At 53.9% G+C, this 16,834-nt stretch carries 19 protein-coding genes, 1 tRNA gene and 2 pseudogenes; 12 read left to right on the top strand and 10 right to left on the bottom strand.

Annotated features, from left to right (window positions below):
• Positions 1 to 7: 7 nt before the first annotated feature.
• The 12 genes and pseudogenes from proA to AB8W27_RS16440 all read left to right on the top strand — a co-directional run bounded on the left by proA (position 8) and on the right by AB8W27_RS16440 (position 8,612).
• On the top strand, positions 8 to 1,261 hold the full coding sequence (gene proA, locus AB8W27_RS16495) for a glutamate-5-semialdehyde dehydrogenase (protein WP_012815399.1): 1,254 nt from the start codon (positions 8 to 10) through the stop codon (positions 1,259 to 1,261).
• A 108-nt stretch (positions 1,262 to 1,369) separates the two neighbouring features.
• Positions 1,370 to 1,445: transfer RNA gene (locus tag AB8W27_RS16490), tRNA-Thr, on the top strand.
• 560 nt (positions 1,446 to 2,005) lie between these two features.
• Complete coding sequence (locus AB8W27_RS16485; RefSeq protein WP_012815400.1) at positions 2,006 to 2,164, top strand: hypothetical protein; 159 nt, start codon at positions 2,006 to 2,008, stop codon at positions 2,162 to 2,164.
• Positions 2,165 to 2,277: 113 nt separating this feature from the next.
• Entirely contained in the window at positions 2,278 to 2,913 is a 636-nt protein-coding gene (locus AB8W27_RS16480; RefSeq protein ID WP_012815401.1) for a hypothetical protein, read from the top strand.
• A 33-nt stretch (positions 2,914 to 2,946) separates the two neighbouring features.
• Positions 2,947 to 3,723, top strand: a complete 777-nt coding sequence (locus AB8W27_RS16475; protein ID WP_012815402.1) for a hypothetical protein — start codon at positions 2,947 to 2,949, stop codon at positions 3,721 to 3,723.
• A 236-nt stretch (positions 3,724 to 3,959) separates the two neighbouring features.
• Positions 3,960 to 4,257: pseudogene (locus AB8W27_RS16470) on the top strand (IS3 family transposase); the annotation flags it as partial.
• Between the two features lie 459 nt (positions 4,258 to 4,716).
• Complete coding sequence (locus tag AB8W27_RS16465; RefSeq protein ID WP_012815404.1) at positions 4,717 to 5,442, top strand: hypothetical protein; 726 nt, start codon at positions 4,717 to 4,719, stop codon at positions 5,440 to 5,442.
• A gap of 678 nt (positions 5,443 to 6,120) precedes the next feature.
• The gene (locus AB8W27_RS16460; RefSeq protein WP_012815405.1) at positions 6,121 to 6,690 is read left to right on the top strand and encodes a hypothetical protein; all 570 of its coding nucleotides are present in this window, start codon (positions 6,121 to 6,123) and stop codon (positions 6,688 to 6,690) included.
• A gap of 276 nt (positions 6,691 to 6,966) precedes the next feature.
• On the top strand, positions 6,967 to 7,413 hold the full coding sequence (locus tag AB8W27_RS16455) for an STM2901 family protein (protein WP_012815406.1): 447 nt from the start codon (positions 6,967 to 6,969) through the stop codon (positions 7,411 to 7,413).
• Entirely contained in the window at positions 7,404 to 7,754 is a 351-nt protein-coding gene (locus tag AB8W27_RS16450) for a DUF1493 family protein (protein WP_012815407.1), read from the top strand. The genes AB8W27_RS16455 and AB8W27_RS16450 overlap by 10 nt, the downstream gene beginning before the upstream one ends.
• Positions 7,747 to 8,217, top strand: coding sequence for a putative T6SS immunity periplasmic lipoprotein (locus tag AB8W27_RS16445; protein WP_012815408.1), 471 nt, complete (start codon positions 7,747 to 7,749; stop codon positions 8,215 to 8,217). Before AB8W27_RS16450 ends, AB8W27_RS16445 begins: the two co-directional genes overlap by 8 nt.
• Positions 8,218 to 8,330: 113 nt before the next feature.
• Positions 8,331 to 8,612: a hypothetical protein gene (locus AB8W27_RS16440; protein ID WP_012815409.1), complete on the top strand. Its 282-nt coding sequence runs from the start codon at positions 8,331 to 8,333 to the stop codon at positions 8,610 to 8,612.
• 10 nt (positions 8,613 to 8,622) lie between these two features.
• On the opposite strand, the pseudogene AB8W27_RS16435 reads toward AB8W27_RS16440, so the two are convergent.
• From AB8W27_RS16435 to AB8W27_RS16390, 10 genes and pseudogenes are all read right to left on the bottom strand, one after another.
• Positions 8,623 to 9,117 (bottom strand): annotated as a pseudogene (locus tag AB8W27_RS16435) (peptidase T); the annotation flags it as partial.
• Positions 9,118 to 9,198: 81 nt separating this feature from the next.
• Positions 9,199 to 9,660: a DUF3828 domain-containing protein gene (locus tag AB8W27_RS16430; protein ID WP_012815411.1), complete on the bottom strand. Its 462-nt coding sequence runs from the start codon at positions 9,658 to 9,660 to the stop codon at positions 9,199 to 9,201.
• Position 9,661: 1 nt separating this feature from the next.
• On the bottom strand, positions 9,662 to 10,012 hold the full coding sequence (locus AB8W27_RS16425; protein ID WP_012815412.1) for a CHAP domain-containing protein: 351 nt from the start codon (positions 10,010 to 10,012) through the stop codon (positions 9,662 to 9,664).
• 152 nt (positions 10,013 to 10,164) lie between these two features.
• Positions 10,165 to 12,312 carry a pyrroloquinoline quinone biosynthesis protein PqqF gene (pqqF, locus tag AB8W27_RS16420; protein WP_041923226.1) on the bottom strand — a complete coding sequence of 716 codons (2,148 nt, stop codon included), beginning with the start codon at positions 12,310 to 12,312 and terminating at the stop codon, positions 10,165 to 10,167.
• Positions 12,309 to 13,445 carry a pyrroloquinoline quinone biosynthesis protein PqqE gene (gene pqqE, locus AB8W27_RS16415; protein ID WP_012815414.1) on the bottom strand — a complete coding sequence of 379 codons (1,137 nt, stop codon included), beginning with the start codon at positions 13,443 to 13,445 and terminating at the stop codon, positions 12,309 to 12,311. The genes pqqF and pqqE overlap by 4 nt, the downstream gene beginning before the upstream one ends.
• The gene (pqqD, locus tag AB8W27_RS16410; protein ID WP_007761719.1) at positions 13,438 to 13,716 is read right to left on the bottom strand and encodes a pyrroloquinoline quinone biosynthesis peptide chaperone PqqD; all 279 of its coding nucleotides are present in this window, start codon (positions 13,714 to 13,716) and stop codon (positions 13,438 to 13,440) included. Before pqqD ends, pqqE begins: the two co-directional genes overlap by 8 nt.
• The gene (gene pqqC, locus AB8W27_RS16405; protein ID WP_012815415.1) at positions 13,716 to 14,471 is read right to left on the bottom strand and encodes a pyrroloquinoline-quinone synthase PqqC; all 756 of its coding nucleotides are present in this window, start codon (positions 14,469 to 14,471) and stop codon (positions 13,716 to 13,718) included. Before pqqC ends, pqqD begins: the two co-directional genes overlap by 1 nt.
• A gap of 8 nt (positions 14,472 to 14,479) precedes the next feature.
• Entirely contained in the window at positions 14,480 to 15,388 is a 909-nt protein-coding gene (gene pqqB / locus AB8W27_RS16400) for a pyrroloquinoline quinone biosynthesis protein PqqB (RefSeq protein WP_012815416.1), read from the bottom strand.
• Positions 15,389 to 15,445: 57 nt separating this feature from the next.
• Positions 15,446 to 15,523: a pyrroloquinoline quinone precursor peptide PqqA gene (gene pqqA, locus AB8W27_RS16395; RefSeq protein ID WP_004387125.1), complete on the bottom strand. Its 78-nt coding sequence runs from the start codon at positions 15,521 to 15,523 to the stop codon at positions 15,446 to 15,448.
• Between the two features lie 111 nt (positions 15,524 to 15,634).
• A complete protein-coding gene (locus AB8W27_RS16390; RefSeq protein WP_012815417.1) occupies positions 15,635 to 16,693 on the bottom strand; it encodes a dipeptidase in 1,059 nt (352 codons plus the stop codon).
• Between the last annotated feature and the right edge of the window lie 141 nt (positions 16,694 to 16,834).

Below are 16,834 nucleotides of genomic sequence, written 5' to 3'. Positions count from 1 at the left end.
GCCTGCCATGCTGGAGCAGATGGGCCAGGCGGCTAAAGCCGCCTCATATCAGATGGCGCTGCTCTCCTCGCGCGAGAAAAATCGCGTGCTGGAGAAAATCGCCGACTATTTAGAAGCGAACGCCGAAGAGATTTTACTCGCCAACGAGCAGGATCTGCTGGAGGCGCGCCGCAGCGGGCTGAGCGAGGCGCTGTTAGATCGTCTGGCGCTCAACCCGCCGCGTTTACACGCCATTGCGAACGACGTGCGCCAGGTGTGTCATCTCGCCGATCCGGTAGGGCAGGTGATGGACGGCGGCCTGCTGGAAAGCGGCCTGCGCATCGAGCGTCGCCGCGTGCCGCTCGGCGTGGTCGGCGTGATTTATGAAGCGCGCCCGAACGTGACGGTGGATGTCGCCTCGCTGTGCCTGAAAACCGGCAACGCGGCGATTCTCAGAGGCGGCAAAGAAACCTGGCGCACCAACGCGGCGACCGTCAAAGTTATCCAGAAAGCGCTGGAAGAGTGCGGCCTGCCCGCCGCGGCCGTTCAGGCCATCGAAAGCCCGGACCGTGCGCTGGTCAGTGAAATGCTGCGCATGGACAAATACATCGACATGCTGATCCCGCGCGGCGGGGCAGGGCTGCATAAGCTCTGCCGCGAACAGTCGACCATTCCGGTTATTACCGGCGGCATCGGCGTGTGCCATATTTTCGTTGATGAAACGGCGGAATTCGCGCCCGCGCTCAACATTATCACCAATGCCAAAACCCAGCGCCCGAGCACCTGTAACACGGTGGAGACGCTGCTGGTGCATGAGGCCATTGCAGAACGTTTCCTGCCGGAACTGAGCCGCGCGATGCATGAACGTGGCGTGACGCTGCACGCCGATGCGCGCGCGCTGGCGCTGCTTTCCGGCGGCCCGGCGACTGCTGTGGCGGTGCAGCCGGAAGCGTTCGACGACGAATGGCTGTCGCTCGATCTTAACGTGAAGCTGGTGGCAGGCATCGACGAGGCCATCGCGCATATTCGCGAGCACGGCACCCAGCATTCGGACGCCATTCTCACCCGCACGCTGCGCCACGCCGACCGTTTCGTGAATGAAGTGGATTCGTCCGCGGTGTACGTGAACGCCTCGACGCGCTTTACCGACGGCGGGCAGTTTGGTCTTGGCGCCGAAGTGGCCGTCAGCACGCAGAAGCTTCACGCCCGCGGCCCGATGGGCCTCGAAGCGCTGACCACCTACAAGTGGATCGGCTACGGCGACGATACGATTCGTGCTTAACTGAGGGCCGGGTGATGCAAAAATCGCCGCTTGATTCGCAAGGGCATTGACGTATCACCCGCTTTTACATAACCTTTTACCCCGTGCTCACGCACACCCTTTCTCAGGGCCGATATAGCTCAGTTGGTAGAGCAGCGCATTCGTAATGCGAAGGTCGTAGGTTCGACTCCTATTATCGGCACCATCTAAGAAAATCAATCACTTAGCGTCAAAAATCTAAAGGATTGTATCTTTCATTATCATCCTTGATAACACTTGGTAAACGCCTTTGCGTTGTATCGGCTCAAGGATTGTACAACGCACTGGCGGGTAGTTACCAGGCTCAAGCCCGAACAGCATTAGAAATTTTGACATCCCTTGAAGCTGGAAGAGTTGCCGGACTCTCTAAACACATCACTTGAACCCTTAGCGATACGTTCCGCGCTTCGTGCGGCGCTTACACGTCGAGATGAAGTTGCAGAGAATAAACAGGCGTAATGTTGGGAAGACTAACCGGATCGGGAAAGAATCCGGCTCTGCCACGTTTTCGATCACCGGAGTATAACGATCACCTGATAAGAGAACGTGCTAAGGCTTTATCCTCCCTGCGAAGGGATTACACCCTGCGGAAGCGCTACGCGCCGCCTTTTCTTATGTTCCCAACACGGCACGTAATGGTCATTTATTATCTGCACCATTGTAACTTTCCTCGTAATGTCTCTCTGCTGTACGTTGAGCGCTGGCAGATTCAGCGGAGGGGATATCATGTCAAAAGCTAACCAAAAAGCAGCTACGAAGCGCAATAACCGACAGATAGACGCTCGTAAATTCCTGGCTACACCGGAGGGAAAAGCCTGGCTTGCTAGGAAGCAGCAGGAAGAAGCAGAGGTCAAAATAGCGCGAGCGGCTAACGCTTTGTTTTGAGAGTCTTGAAAGCGACGAGCTGTAGTGTTTCGCACTTTATACCCAAGTGAATGGAATCTTCTATGAGGTGAAATGTTGAGTTAGAATATGTTGGATAAGACCATGGAGAGTTTATGGACACTGAACTGATATCTGGCTTGGTTGGTGCTGTCATAGGTGGTTTATTCACACTATGGGGAACAATGATCGAAGGTAGACGACAGCAAAGAGAAAGCGATGAGCAAGCTAAACTTAGTAAGCTAAATGTACTGATTGGGATCAAGGCTGAGATAACATCTTTAAATGATGTATATAGTAAACGAATGGTAAAAACTATCGAGTCTTACGACTGCACTGTTCCCTTCGATCACTTATTTCCGATAACACAAAATAACTTCTCATTTTACGAAAGTAATGCAACTGAATTGGCATCAGTGGATGAGAAAACTTTGAAAGCTGTTGTGGGATTTTATGCGAGCGCAAGGAGTTTGGTTGATTCTTATCAAATGAATAATGTTCTTATTGTGGAGTTAAAACGACAACAAACTGTATATCTCGAAACACAATCAGACGTACACAAAGCGAGCTTTCATAATTCATGGGCAACCTGTGTAGGATACGGTAAAGGATTAAAAGAAATCCACAACGAAGTCATGAACAAGATTACTGATTGCCTTGGCATTTTAGATTCGAACATAAGCGATCTTTATAAGGAAGAGAAAATAACGCTGCTTCGTAAAATCAAAAAGTTTTTAGCATTCGAAAAGTGAATTTTGTTAATAAACTTAATTTTGAGAGGAGTTATGAAGGGTATCTGTAAACTATGCCTTGAAGAGAAAGATTTAATGGAATCTCATAGCATTCCGAGAAGTTATTTCAAGCGTTTGAAGAAAAGTGACTCACAATTGATTATATTTCAGAAAGGAAGCAAACCGAAACGAGAAAATGTAGACCCTAAAGAGCCGCTACTATGTTTCGAATGTGAGCAGTTTATCAGCAATGAGTATGAATCGTATGGAACAAGGTTATTGAGAAATCATCATAATATTCGTAAAAATTCTGACCATATAATCATCAACTCATTTGATTATAAGCGATTCTATCTATTCTTATTGAGCATACTATGGCGAGCATCCATCTCTAAAAGCGTTCATTATTCAACCGTTAATGGTGTTCCTGAGTTGGATGACTTGATGAGGCATTGTATTAAAAACAAGCAAGTGCGTATAAATAAATTAAGTCACTTGAAGGTGGATAATTTCATTCGAATTTGTGTTTTTAGATTGATTGACACCACGAATAAAATTCCTGATTGTGTTATTAAAGCTATTCTTAGTAACTTTGCGTTTAGGAAAATGGATGAACTTGATGGCGTGGCATGGTACTTTATTGTAGAAGGGTTTGCGATATTCTTTATTTTCTCTGCTGGTAAAGATTATCATGATGTAATGAGAATGAGATTAAAATCGCAGTTGACTTCAGGAAGTCATCAGAAAATATTTAAGATTGATATTTTTCAATCGCCTTTTTTTGCAAAAATATTTATCGATTTGCTTAATGCTGCGAATGAAAATAAATAATTATTTTATAATTAATCATGGCCAACTCCCCGTTAATTAATACACCGCGATGTTAGTAATGTCTTCATAAGGCACATGAGGACATCCCCATAAAGAAGCGATTTTTCGACAAACAGGCCATCAGTATCCTCTGCGAAGCCGAAGCCGAAGCCGAAGCCGAAGCCGAAGCCGAAGCCGAAGCCGAAGCCGAAGCCGAAGCCGAAGCCGAAGCCGAAGCCGGGGTTACGACTCGGGAATTCTGCCGGAAGAAGTTTGACGGCATGGAAGTCCCCGAAGCCAAGTGGCTCAAGCCCCTTAATAGGAGACGCCCGCCTCAGGAAAGTACTCACTGAAGCCATGCTGAGGCACTTCAGGTGGCTGTGGGCTGAAAGTTCTGACGACAGACCAGAAGCGAAAAGCTGTAGAAATCATGTGCGAGGCGAAAGGTCTGTCGCAACGTCGTGCCTGTAAGCTGCAGGTCTGTAGCTGTCGATCTGCAGCTATAAGACTCAGTATGCTGCGGCTGATGCATATTTATCAGAGCGCATCACAGAATAGGCGCTCAATCGTTGTATCTAAACAGGGGCAGGTCATTACGGCGCTGCCACATGAAGGATTTGCCACTACCTTAGGATACGATGCAACGCATCCCGTCAGGGACTCTTCAATCATAATCATTTCATAAAAATAGTACTTTTATGAACCATAATAGTACCTTCGTGAACTATAAATAACATGTATCTTATTGATATATTTAGATTTTATTACCCATCTTCTTCTAGAAAGATGTTACTTAAAAGACTTAAAGTCTTTTAAGTAAAGGTGCATACTTCAAAAAACGCGATAATATTTCGATACGAGGTATGTATATGTCATTGGAAAATATGATAAAAATACTTGAAAGGTTAGCATCGATTTCTGACGATCTCACTAAATTGGCTCTCTCAATAGCCATCCTGCTTTTTGTCTACTCTTTTGTTGTAGGTAAGTGATATGAATTTTCTATGGAAACCAATGCCTTACTATATCATGAGAGATTGTGGTCTCTTAAAAAATTTTAAAAAAAACCAAGTATCTCAAGGTATATCGGCATTGAAAATTTTTATGCTGATTTGCCTAAAATCTGAGATTGATGAAAATGGTATTTATAGCGCTAACCTCACCTATGATCAAATTTCACAAATTTGTTCATTGAGCAGAAAATTGGTTAGCGATGGATTGCGTTTCCTGAAAGCCACTGGAGCTATTGAGGTTTCTGGCGACCGAAAGAAGAAGTATATTTTGCTGAATTGTGAGCGCAATGATGGTGTTCGAAGGGTTGCCAGATTTAGCTCTACTAATGGTCACTGGTGTAAGTTACCGTTTAAAGGCGTTGTTGATGAAAAAAACAGAATCACAGCCTTTGAGGCTATGACTAATAGGAGCGTACACGAACTTAATGCGCTGAGATTATTTTTGTACCTACTTATGGTCCGTTCCCGTGGATTTTCGCATTCCTTTGTAACATTAAAAAAAATTAAGACAAGACTATCAATAAATTATCAAGAGGTAATTATAGCAATTGGTTATCTTCAGTCTCTTGGTCTGGTGGTTAAGGTTGATGTTGGGACTAACTCAATCGGAAACTATGATGAGCGATTTTCAATTTCCTTTTTAGTTTGTGGCTGGGAAGGTCTTGAATGGAAGCCACGCTATCTTTCGGAGGAACAGGAGAAGAATCAGATAAATGATGTCTTCTAACCCTTTATGAAAGTGAATAAAACTGGCATTTTTTATGGGCATTAGATGTTTCTATACATCAATGATGGTCCTAACGTTCTTTTAATAAAAGAAGCACATCGTTTTGTTTGCCCAATTTCAGTAATTCGCCTCAAAAAGCTCGGCCTCCGAGCAGGCATCCTTAACTGTTCGTCCGGCTTCGGCGACTTAATTACAACGAGGATTTGGTGCTAAGTAAATCAGGCTTTACGCATGGCGAGCTCCTTCGTTGGCAGATTAAGTATGCCGGAATATGTCTAATGTTGATGGCACGGTTATGCGGGATACTTACAACTCCCCGACGGGTGTAATGGAAGTTCTGTACATAAATGAACTCCATAAAAAATCATTACCTGTACAAAAAAATTAATTTATAATTAGAGTGGTCGGGGCCATGATTTCGGAATTTTCATCATTTTACTGGTAATCAAATATAGCAAGGGGGATATTTACTTTGAGGCTGCTTTAATATGTCGCGATAGCATCTCAAGCCATTTTCTTAATTAACTATCCCGTCTTTAATAACACACCATTTTTTATTGGGTGCCCTAACAAAATAGCGTATTATTTTTGTCATTGAGCCCCGGCTCAATAAGCGAGACCCGAAAGTGCGCCAACACTTCCGGGCCTCTGACCACAAACGTTATACGGAGTAACGCTATGGCTAACGTCAATAGTAACACACCCGCACGCCCTGAAAATGAGGGCCATAATCTCAATCTGAACGCTCCCGCCACTCCGATGCCGCCGTCGGCGCATTCCAGAATGTTGAGCCTGCATACGCTGTGCGAAGTGCCGATCACGGCGGAAATGGATTTCTTCACGCTCGCCACGCTGTGTGAAGAGACGGTCAGCGAGCTGATTGAGTGTAAGGACGCGACGCTGTTTCTGGCGCTGGCCGGGAGACTGGCGCTGATGCTGGAATCCCTCGCCGCCGCGCTCGACAGACCGGTGCCGGCGCATCTGTTTGCCTCACTGACGGCCGATTCGCTCCCTTCAGAGGTGCCGTTCTGCATCGGCAGCGACGCGCAGATGCTGAGCCGCTACTGTAAAGCGCTGAATATGGCGTTGATAAGCCGCGCGCACCCGCCGGAAATAGCGGAAACGCTCACGGGGCTGCTGTTTGATCTCGTGAATCATCTGGTGGAATTTGTGAGAGCGCCCTGTTTTGTGCGCACCGGGGAAGGCTATAAAGACTGGGCCGGGCAGCACGTCATGTCGCTGAACTGACAGAAAGGCCGGGGACTCCCGGCCTTTGTTTATGTGGCCCAGGCGAAAGTTAAAAGCTATAAAGGAATACATATCGCTAATTTTCATTCAACTCATTTTCTTAATAAATACTAAATGGAAATATAATAGATGATGTAGATTAATTAATACAGATGCCTCATTGCTGCTGCCTGACTGTAATAACATGATTTATACGACTTTGATAAAGCACGCTTTGCAAAATAAAAATAATTTTATTGAATGACTATCTCCAGACCCTTTCTGGAGGAGTTACGTATGGATACTATTGAGCAACTGAATGGGACTTATTTTTTTAATGGTTTATCAAAATTAAGTGCTGGTGAGTTACTTTTTTGGGTTTTTTTAGATGAAGCTGGCAAGCAGCTCGGTGTTGATGATCTGGCTACGCTTGCGCTAGTTATATTAGGACAACCCATGAAGGCGACTCGCGCAAAACCCCTTGGTGCTACACCGGGCACGTCATATTTAAGCTATCATTTGCGTGAATGGCTTAAATTTAAAGTCGATAACTGGCCGACACTTACAACAGGTAGCATTAAACGACTAAAATTCTCCTACGTTACTAATCTTGGCGCTTTTGTAGGAAGATGGATTCCTATACTCGGAATTGTCATACTTGCTTACGATGTAACAGCTATAGCATTTAAAGCAACCACCCGTTTTAACTTAATTGCAAGAAAAGAAGATCGTTTATGGTCATAAACAACACCGAACAGGCCGTTCTTGACTGGTACAGAAAAACATGGAACGGGAAATCTTTTATTTCAGGAAAACCCTGGAAGCTGGATTTAGACACGTGCCTGACCACGGGCGAACATCCCTTGGTGGTAGAAACGGGAGAAGAGATTATGGAGGATTACTTCTCGCGGTTTAATGTCGATAAAACAGGTTTCAGTCTTCTGAAATACTGGCCGGTCGAGCCGGGCTGGATCCCGAACGTTTTGCTTCCCGCCTCAATGCGCGTAAAGCGCGTTGCGCCAGCGCCATTAACGCTGCGTATGCTTGCTGAATCCGCAAAGGCGGGCCACTGGCTTTATGAGTAATTTACTGGCTACAACTGATAAGGCCGGAGTCTCCCGGCCTTTGTATGTGGTGCAGGTCAGAAAAAATCATTTACGGAAGAAAGCGCTCATGACCCGAAGAGGCCAGTGTATATCGGCATTGTTCTTTATGCTGGCAGGCTGTGTCACGTTGCCGCCGAGGCATACGGCCAGCGTGACAGCGGTCAGTGGAAATATCTGCATCCGCGTGCCGGCACAACAGGGCGAAAGGCTCGACTGGATGGAAATCATGGAAAGCGATAAGCCCTCCAGCACTATTATTCATTATGACGTCGCTAACCCGATTTGGGTTGCCGCCGAAGCGTGTTTACCCGTTAAAGGGTTTCACTTTGTTGCAGGAAAATCTTACACGGTGCTGATTGCGACCGTTACCAACGCGAAAGATGCGCATCAGTACGAATCAACATTTACAACGGGGCAAGGGCTAACTGTCATTCAGGAATAATCGAACATGCAGGCGCTGTATTACCCATTGAAATAACGTGACGGCTAAGTCACAGCGGCCCGGCAGAGTATAAACGGGTCAGTAACCCGATAAGTGCTGGAAGGCCTGTAACAGTGATCAGTAAATACGAAGCCCTGTGCATCGCAAAAACCTGTGCGAAACAGTATCGCTTAAGCTGGAATGAGAAAAACCTGGCGGTAACGAAAGGCCAGCTTGATGAAACGCCCTGTTTTATCGTGTCGACGCTCGACGACGGTATGGCAGAAACCGGCTCGTGGATAGATTTTGTCTTTTCTACGCCGGTACGTTTTTATATCGACGCGTTAAACAGCACGTTTTTGGGGTATGAAGCAGGCAATCGCGGCGTGAACCGGGTCAAGCCTGCATCATCTTAAGTATTTGAAATTACGCTGCCGCCAGCAAACAGATCTTCAGCGCCACGTTATACGACGCCTCAAACGATTTCACCGGCAGAAACTCAAAGGGCGAATGGAAGTTATGCGCGCCGGTAAAGAAGTTCGGCGTTAACAGGCCTTTCGCGGAGAGCGCCGCGCCGTCGGTGCCGCCGCGCATCGGAATGGTTTTTGGCACAATGTCGAGCGCCTCCAGCGCCTGGTAAATCAGGTCAATCGGGCGGCGATCGTCGCCAATCGCGTTGCTGATATTGCTGTAAACGTCGCTGATGGCGATTTCCACTTTCGCGGTCGGGTGTGCGGCGGCGATTTTTTCCGCCACGTCATGCAGTTGCTGTTTACGGCGCTCAAAGGCAGGGAGGTCGAAATCGCGAATGCTGGCGTTCAGCGTCGCGCTGTTCTGGCTCGCCTGCATTCCGTTAAACCATACATAGCCTTCGCGCCCGGCGGTGTGCTCCGGCGTCTCCTGGCGGTCGAATATGAAGTCGATCCGTTCGGCAAACATATTTTTTATCAGGTGGATCTTAAGAAATAAGCCTGCGCAACCGCCTCTGCGGAGGTGGTTTTATCATGGCGACGGGCGGGTGAGATTACGTGAAAACGCCACATTCGCCACCGACTGCACTTTCCAGGCATTCCCTTCTTTGACCATGCAGTCAATCACCATGTGATCCTGTTTTGCGCCAAACGCGATATAGATCTGCTCGCAAGCCGCATCGACATCGCTGGCGACGGCGGCGATCTGCTGCCAGTCATCGCCCACGCCCTGCGCCTTAATAAACATATCCACGTCCGGAACGTCATATTCATTCGGATCTAAGGCCGCCTGCGCTTTAAGTTTTTGAAGGGTGCCGGACGTGACATAACGGCTCAGCCCGGCGTAGTCGCTCAGCGGCGCTTTGCCCTGGCTCAACGCCGCAACGTACCACTGGTTAAACTGCACGGCGGCCCGCACGGGCGCGGGCAACTCGTCTGGCGCGGCCTGCGAAACCAGCGGCCAGAGTAAAGCGATAAAGAGGCGTTTTTTCATATTAGTCGTGCCTGTAAATAACATACGCTGGTTTTACTGATCGGTATTCGGGGCCCGGGTACATAGTGTGCTGGACAAAATCCGAATACCAGACGCCACTCCCGTCATATATACAAGCGTGTCCCCATGGATGATGAGGCGTAGGTTGTATTACAGCTACATCACCGGCAACAGGCTCTCCATAAACCTGATGAAACCCAGCTTGAGTGAGGTTCCCGCCCATATCTTTTGCATAATGGGTGTTTATAATATCAACCCCGCCTGCACGAATGGCCTTCGAAACAAATTCCGCACATCTTTTCTGGCTTTGCTGGCCTGCATAAGAGACCGCTTCATATTTATTCCATGACATAACGCTTCCTTTTTTACGGGAGTGATAACCGCCAACGTTACGCCGAAAAACTATTTAATGTTGTAAGACAAGGATAAGTATTATTAACCCTAATTTGCGAAGGAGATAATTGCATTTTATTTATAAATTAAATAAATAACAGTTTTTACCGTTTATCGCTCCGCGCCTTCCCCCGCCACGCTGCCCACCCACGCTTTTTGTGTAACGGCGCGCCAGGCGTCACCCTGGCGTTCAAAAAACGCGGTGGTTTCATGCAACAGCGCATCGGGGGAAAGATTCGGCGACTGCATCAGCGCCAGCAGTCCTTCGTAGCCTGCGCAGGTGTGCCACTGGCACTGCGCCACGTAACCGATATTTTTCTCCACCCGCATATGCTGGAAAAACGGCGCCTGGAGCGCAGTGACGGCCTCGCGCTGCGAGGCCACAAGCGGCACGAAAAGGAGCAGGGCGCTGTCGGCGCCGTTCGCAGGCAGGGTAAAACGGTGCGGCGCGGGCAGCGGGCGCGGCGGCTTCGGGGTGACGAGCGGGAAGGGGAAATCGCTTAAGCGGCGCGCGAGCGCGTCGCGCAGCAGCGGGCCGCCGCCGTCGAGCGTGGCCTGCCACGCCTGCGCTCTGGGCCCGCCTGTCGCCATCAGCAGCTCGCGGGGAAGCTGCGCCAGCAACCGGCGTACCGCGATGGCCTGATCTTCCTGCGCCTGCGCGCGCGCCGCCAGCCTTTCGGCTTCGGCGCTGTAGCGATCATCCGGCTCCCACAGATACGTCATCATCTCGGTCACCAGCATCATCATCAGCGCCTCGTCGCCGCAAAGCGCGATGCGCCAGCGCCCCTCAACAGGCCCGACGCGCAGTGCGCCGCCGCTCAGGCGCGCCCGGTCGCACAGCGGACGCAGGCGCGCGAGCAGCTCCATGCCGCGACGATCGCTGACCAGCGTGCCCGGCGCGGGCTCAAGCGTCAGCGTAATGCTCTCCGCTTCCGGCCGCCATGCCAGCGACGCGCTGTCGCCCGGCAGCGCCACGGCGAGCGGCGGCGGAAAGCGCGGCGCGGGCGTAAAGGGTGTCACAGGCGGTGCGTCATCCGGCGCATCCGGGAAATCGCCCGTCGTGAGCGTCAGCCCCTGGGTCGTTACCGTCGCGCCGTGTACTTCAGGAGAAATCCACAGGCGCGTCGGGCGTTGTACCTCAAGTGCCGCCAGCAGCGGGCGCAGCGCGTTGCCCTCGACCGGCGGCAGGCCGAACGCGCGGGCGCGCAGATGGTCCATCGGCGCGAGTGCGTTAATGTCTTCTCCGGCGAGGCGCAGCAGCGGCGAAAGCGAGTCCTCCGGCAGCGCGGCAAGCGCCGCTATCCACTGGCGCACCAGCGCCTCCAGGTGCGCCGGGTTCACGGCGTCACTGGCGAGCGCGAAGGAAAACCGCAGCCAGAGCGTGTCGTCATCCAGCGCATCGGCCTCAAGCGTGGCGTCATCGGCGAGCGTGCGTGCGCGCAGCGCGGCCATCAGCCCGCCGGGCGCTTCGCTGCGCAGGCACTGCTCCAGCAGGCGCAGGGCCGGTCGCACGGCGGCGGGCAGCAAAAAGCTCAGCGCCAGTTGCGCAAAGCCCGGTTGCGCCAGCGCGCCCGATGCGCCTGTGTGGGCGTTTATAGCGAGCGGCGCGGTTACCCCCGGCCGGATACGCGCGGCGGCCTCGCCGGCCAGCGCCTCCAGCGTCTCCAGCGATTGCGGGCCGCAGAGCCACAGGTGCAGGTTCCCGGCGTGATAGTGCCGCTCATGAAAGGCTGTCAGTGCCGCGCGCAGCCGCGCCGGATCTTCGCCGAAGGCCGCCTGATGACCGATGCGCAGCCGCCTCAGCCGCGCATCGCCCGCCATTAACGCCAGCAGCGCCGCCTCGCGCCGGGTGGCGGCGTCATGGGCCAGCAGCCGGTACTCGGCGTCGATCACCTGCGCCTCCTGCATCAGCGCCGCTGGCGTAAAGCGGGGCGCGGCCAGCATATCAGTCAGGCGCGAAAGCCCAGGCGCGAGCGCCTGCGCAGGGACTTCAAAGAAAAACGCGGTCTGGCACAGCCGGGTGGAGGCGTTAAGCCGACCGCCCTGGTCCGGCACCCAGCGCATCAGGCGCTCGTCATCCCGGTAGCCTTCGCTTTCGCGAAACAGCATATGCTCCAGCAGATGCGCGAGCCCCGGCCACGGATCCGGCTCGTGCAGGCTGCCCGCGTTCACGCGCCACAGCGCCGCGGCCTGTGTGGCCTGCGGCTGGTGGATAAGCGTGATCGTGATACCGCTTTCAAGCCTGCGCGTTTGGATCATTGCGGCGTTTTGAAAATGAGTTGTGAGTTGGCGCGGTTGCGAAACCGCAGATCGCCAATGCCCATCTGCGTGCGGTTGGCCGCCTCGCGCGCGGCGAGGATCGTGCCGTGATGCGGCGATTTACTGCATACCGGATCGGCGTTGGCCGCATCGCCGGTCAGCATAAATGCCTGGCAGCGGCAGCCGCCGAAATCCTGCTCTTTTTCCGGGCAGGAGCGGCACGGCTCCGGCATCCAGTCATTGCCGCGGTAGCGGTTAAACCCGAACGATTCATACCAGATATGCGACAGCGACTGCTCCAGCACCGACGGGAATTTCACCGGCAACTGGCGCGCGCTGTGGCACGGCAGCGCGGTGCCCTCCGGCGTGACGGAGAGGAATATCGCGCCCCAGCCGCCCATGCAGCCTTTCGGGCGCTCTTCGTAATAATCCGGCGTCACAAACAGCAGATTGGCGAGATTGCCGGTGTCGGCCATTTTCTCGCGGTAGTGTTTCACCACTTCTTCAGCGCGCGCGATCTGCTCGCGGGTCGGCAGCAGCCCTTCGCGGTTCAGGTGCGCCCAGCCGTAAAACTGACAAGTAGCGAGCTCCACGTCGTCCGCATCAAGCTGAATGGCCAGCTCGATAATGCGGTCGATCTGGTCGATGTTGTGGCGGTGCAGCACGAAGTTCAGCACCATCGGGTAACCAAGCGCTTTTACCGCTTTCGCCATCGCGAGCTTCTGGTGGAACGCTTTCTCGTTGCCCGCCAGCGCCGCGTTCAGCGTCTCGTCGCTCGCCTGGAAGCTTATCTGAATATGATCCAGCCCGGCGTCGGCGAAAGTCTGGAGTTTTTTCTCGGTAAGCCCGATGCCGGACGTGATCAGATTGGTGTAAAAACCCATGCCGCGCGCGGCGGCGATAAGCTCCGGCAGATCTTTACGCACCAGCGGCTCGCCGCCGGAAAACCCGAGCTGCACCGCGCCCATGGCGCGCGCCTGGCGAAAGACGTCAATCCACTGCGCCGTCGTCAGCTCATTCTCCTGCGCGGCGAAATCGAGCGGGTTTGAGCAATACGGGCACTGCAGCGGGCAGCGGTAGGTCAGCTCCGCCAGCAGCCACAGCGGCGGCTTCACCGGTTTCGCGTCACTCACGGAAGATCACCCACTTTTGTTGATACGCGAGGCCCAGAAAACCCAGCACGTCGTCGGTCAGCGGGGCGGCTTCGGGGAAGCGCGCTTCCAGCGTGTCGATCATCGCGCCCGCGGTCTGCTGGCCGTCCACCAGTTGCAGAATGGCGGCGGCGCTCTCGTTCAGTTTCGCCATGCCTTCCGGGTAGAGGATCACATGCGTGTTCTGCGCCTCTTCCCATTGCAGGCGGTAACCGCGGCGAAATTGCGGAATATGATGGCGTTCAGGCTGCATCAGACCAGTCTCCGTTTGTGCCACACCGCCTCGCGGGTGACGGTGTGATAAGGCGCTCTGTCCAGTGCGTAAGCCATGGTCATGGCGTCGAGCATGCTCCAGAGGATGTCGAGCTTAAACTGCAAAATCTCCAGCATTCGCTGCTGGCGCTCCATCGTGTTGCAGTACTCCAGCGCGAGCGAAAGCCCGTGCTCCACGTCGCGGCGCGCCTGGCTTAAGCGGCTGCGGAAGTAGTCATAGCCTTCCGCTTCAATCCAGGTGTAGTGCTGCGGCCAGCTGTCGAGACGCGCCTGGTGGATCTGCGGGGCGAACAGCTCGGTCAGCGAACTGCACGCGGCCTCTTCCCAGCAGGCGCGGCGGGCGAAGTTTACATAGGCGTCCACCGCGAAGCGCACGCCCGGCAGTACGCGCTCTTCAGAGAGCAGCGACTCGCGCGACAGCCCGACCGCCTCGCCAAGACGCAGCCAGGCTTCAATGCCGCCTTCGCTGCCGTCATAGCCGTCGTGGTCGAGAATGCGCTGCACCCACTGGCGGCGCACTTCCGGGTGCGGACAGTTCGCCATAATGGCGGCGTCCTTGATGGGAATGCTGGTCTGGTAATAGAACCGGTTCGCCACCCAGCCCTGGATCTGCTCGCGGGTCGCCTCGCCGTTATGCATGGCGATGTGATAAGGGTGGTGAATGTGATAGAACGCGCCTTTCGCGCGCAGCGCCGCGTCGAATTCGTCGGGCGTCAGCAGTCGTTGCTCGGTCATAAAGCCTCTTATAGCGCGATTACCATCCCGTCGTGGCTTACCTCAATGCCCAGCTGGTGCAGGGACTGGCGCTCCGGGGACGCCTCGTTGAGGATCGGGTTGGTATTATTAATATGAATGAGAATCTTGCGCTCTGCGGGCAGGCGCGCGAGTAAGGCCGCCAGCCCCTGTTCTTCCGACAGCGCCAGATGGCCCATCGCTTTGCCGGTGTTATGGCCGACGCCGGTGGCGGCAAGCTCGTTGTCGCGCCACAGCGTGCCGTCAATCAGCAGCACGTCGGCGCGCTCAAGCCACGGCAGAATGGCGTCGTCCGGCTCGCCGAGGCCCGGCGCATAGAGCAGGCTTTTGCCGCCTTCTTCTTCAATAAACAGCGCGACGTTATGGCCCGGCAGCGGGCGGTCGCGGTACGGCGAGTAGGGCGGCGCGTTGCTCAGCAGCGGAATGGCGGTGAAATGCACGCCAGGGCAGACCCGCACCTGAAAGCGCGACAGCGGCGCAATTGGGTGATGGAGAAGCCCGCCGTTCCAGTGAGAGAGCATCGGGAAGACCGGAAAACCGGTGCAGAGATCGTCATGCACTTCCGGCGTGCACCAGACATGGTGCGGGCAGCCTTCACGTAAATTGAGTAATCCCGCGCTGTGGTCTATCTGGCTGTCGGTGAGAATAATCGCGCCGATGCCGGTGCCGCGCAGCACCCCGGGATTATGCAATTCGGGTGAGGCGAGAAGCTGGTGGCAAATGTCGGGCGAGACGTTGCACAGCACCCAGTTTTTTCCGTCATCGCTGACGGCGATAGAAGACTGGGTACGCGCGGCGGTTTTCATCGTGCCGTTACGCACGCCCTGGCAATTGGCGCAGTTGCAGTTCCACTGAGGGAAACCGCCGCCCGCCGCCGAGCCGAGAACTTTGATTTGCATGTGCAGAACCGGAAAGGAAAAGAGAAAAGGTGCCCGCGAAGCCGCGGGCACAGGCGATTAACGGTTGGAAATGTACAGGGTCACTTCCAGACCCAGGCGCAGGTCAACAAACGCAGGTTTAGTCCACTTGGTCATAGTCTTACTCCTCATCTAACGGGTGACTTTTTACCACCCTGGTGAAACCGATTACCGGCGCGCTTATGTTGCGTAAATGTGATCCAGATCGCAACTTAAATGCTTAACCATTTATTGCGATTCTCCCCAGGCGAGCCTGAGCACGCGCAACCAGTTGCGCCAGGCGAGCTTTTCCAGCAGCGGCGCGTCGAACCCTGCCGCCGCCAGCGCCTGCATCAGACGTGGTAAACCGGTGACGTCGCCCATCGCATCCGGCAGGCTGATGCCGTCGAAGTCCGATCCGAACGCCACCCGGTCTTCACCCAGTTTAGTAATCAGATACTCAACGTGCGTAACAATTTCGGACAAGGGCGTGTCGCCGTTGCGCTGTCCATCGGCGCGCAGAAAGGCGGTGCCGAAGTTCACGCCGACCAGCCCGTCGCTCGCGTTAATGGCCGCGAGTTGCTCATCGGTGAGGTTGCGCGGCTGCGCGCAGAGCGCGTGGGCGTTGGAGTGCGTCGCCACCAGCGGCCCGCCGCCGATGGCCGCAGTATCGAAAAAAGCCTTCTGATTCATATGCGAGACATCCACCAGCACATGGCGTTCGCGACAGGCGCGGATGAGCGCTTTACCCGCAGGCGTTAACCCAACGCCGGTATCCGGCGAGCCAGGAAACGGCCCGCTGACCCCTTCGCCAAAAACGTTCGGGGTGTTCCAGAATGGCCCGATGCTGCGCACGCCCTGCGCGAGCAGGGCGTCGAGCGGCTCCAGTTGCGCGTCGATCGCCTGCGCGCCTTCGAGATGCAGCACCAGCGCCACCACGTCATCCGCCATGCACTGCTCGATATCCGCTACCGTGCGGCAGACGCGCATTTTCCCGCCTGAGGCCTGCGCCATAGCGTGAAAGAGCCCAATCTGCGCCTGCGTAATGGCGAGCGGATCGTGCATGGTTTCGGCATCCGCCAGCGGCAGATTACGCATCTGCGCGACATACTCCGGCGGCGGCACGAACACCGCGAACAGCCCGCCGGCAAAGCCGCCCTGGCGCATGCGCGGATAATCCAGATGGCCGCCTTCGAGGCCGCTGAACACCGCTCCGACAGGCTCGGCCTCCGCGCGCAGCCACAGGCGCAGCAGCAGATCGTTATGGCCGTCAAACACGGGCGGGAAAGAAGTGTGAAGGGCGTGCATCGGCGCTCCGAAGTAAAAAAAACGGTTAACTTATTGTGGCATGGGTGAGGGGGGACTGCTTAAACGTGGGTGCGGTTTGGTGCTTTATCGGGCCAGGTTTATAATCACCAACTGACAATATTTATGGACAAAGGAATGTAA

The organism is Cronobacter turicensis, from assembly GCF_041222865.1.
Taxonomy (GTDB): Bacteria; Pseudomonadota; Gammaproteobacteria; order Enterobacterales; family Enterobacteriaceae; genus Cronobacter; species Cronobacter turicensis.
This window is presented reverse-complemented; position numbering and strand designations above follow the sequence as displayed.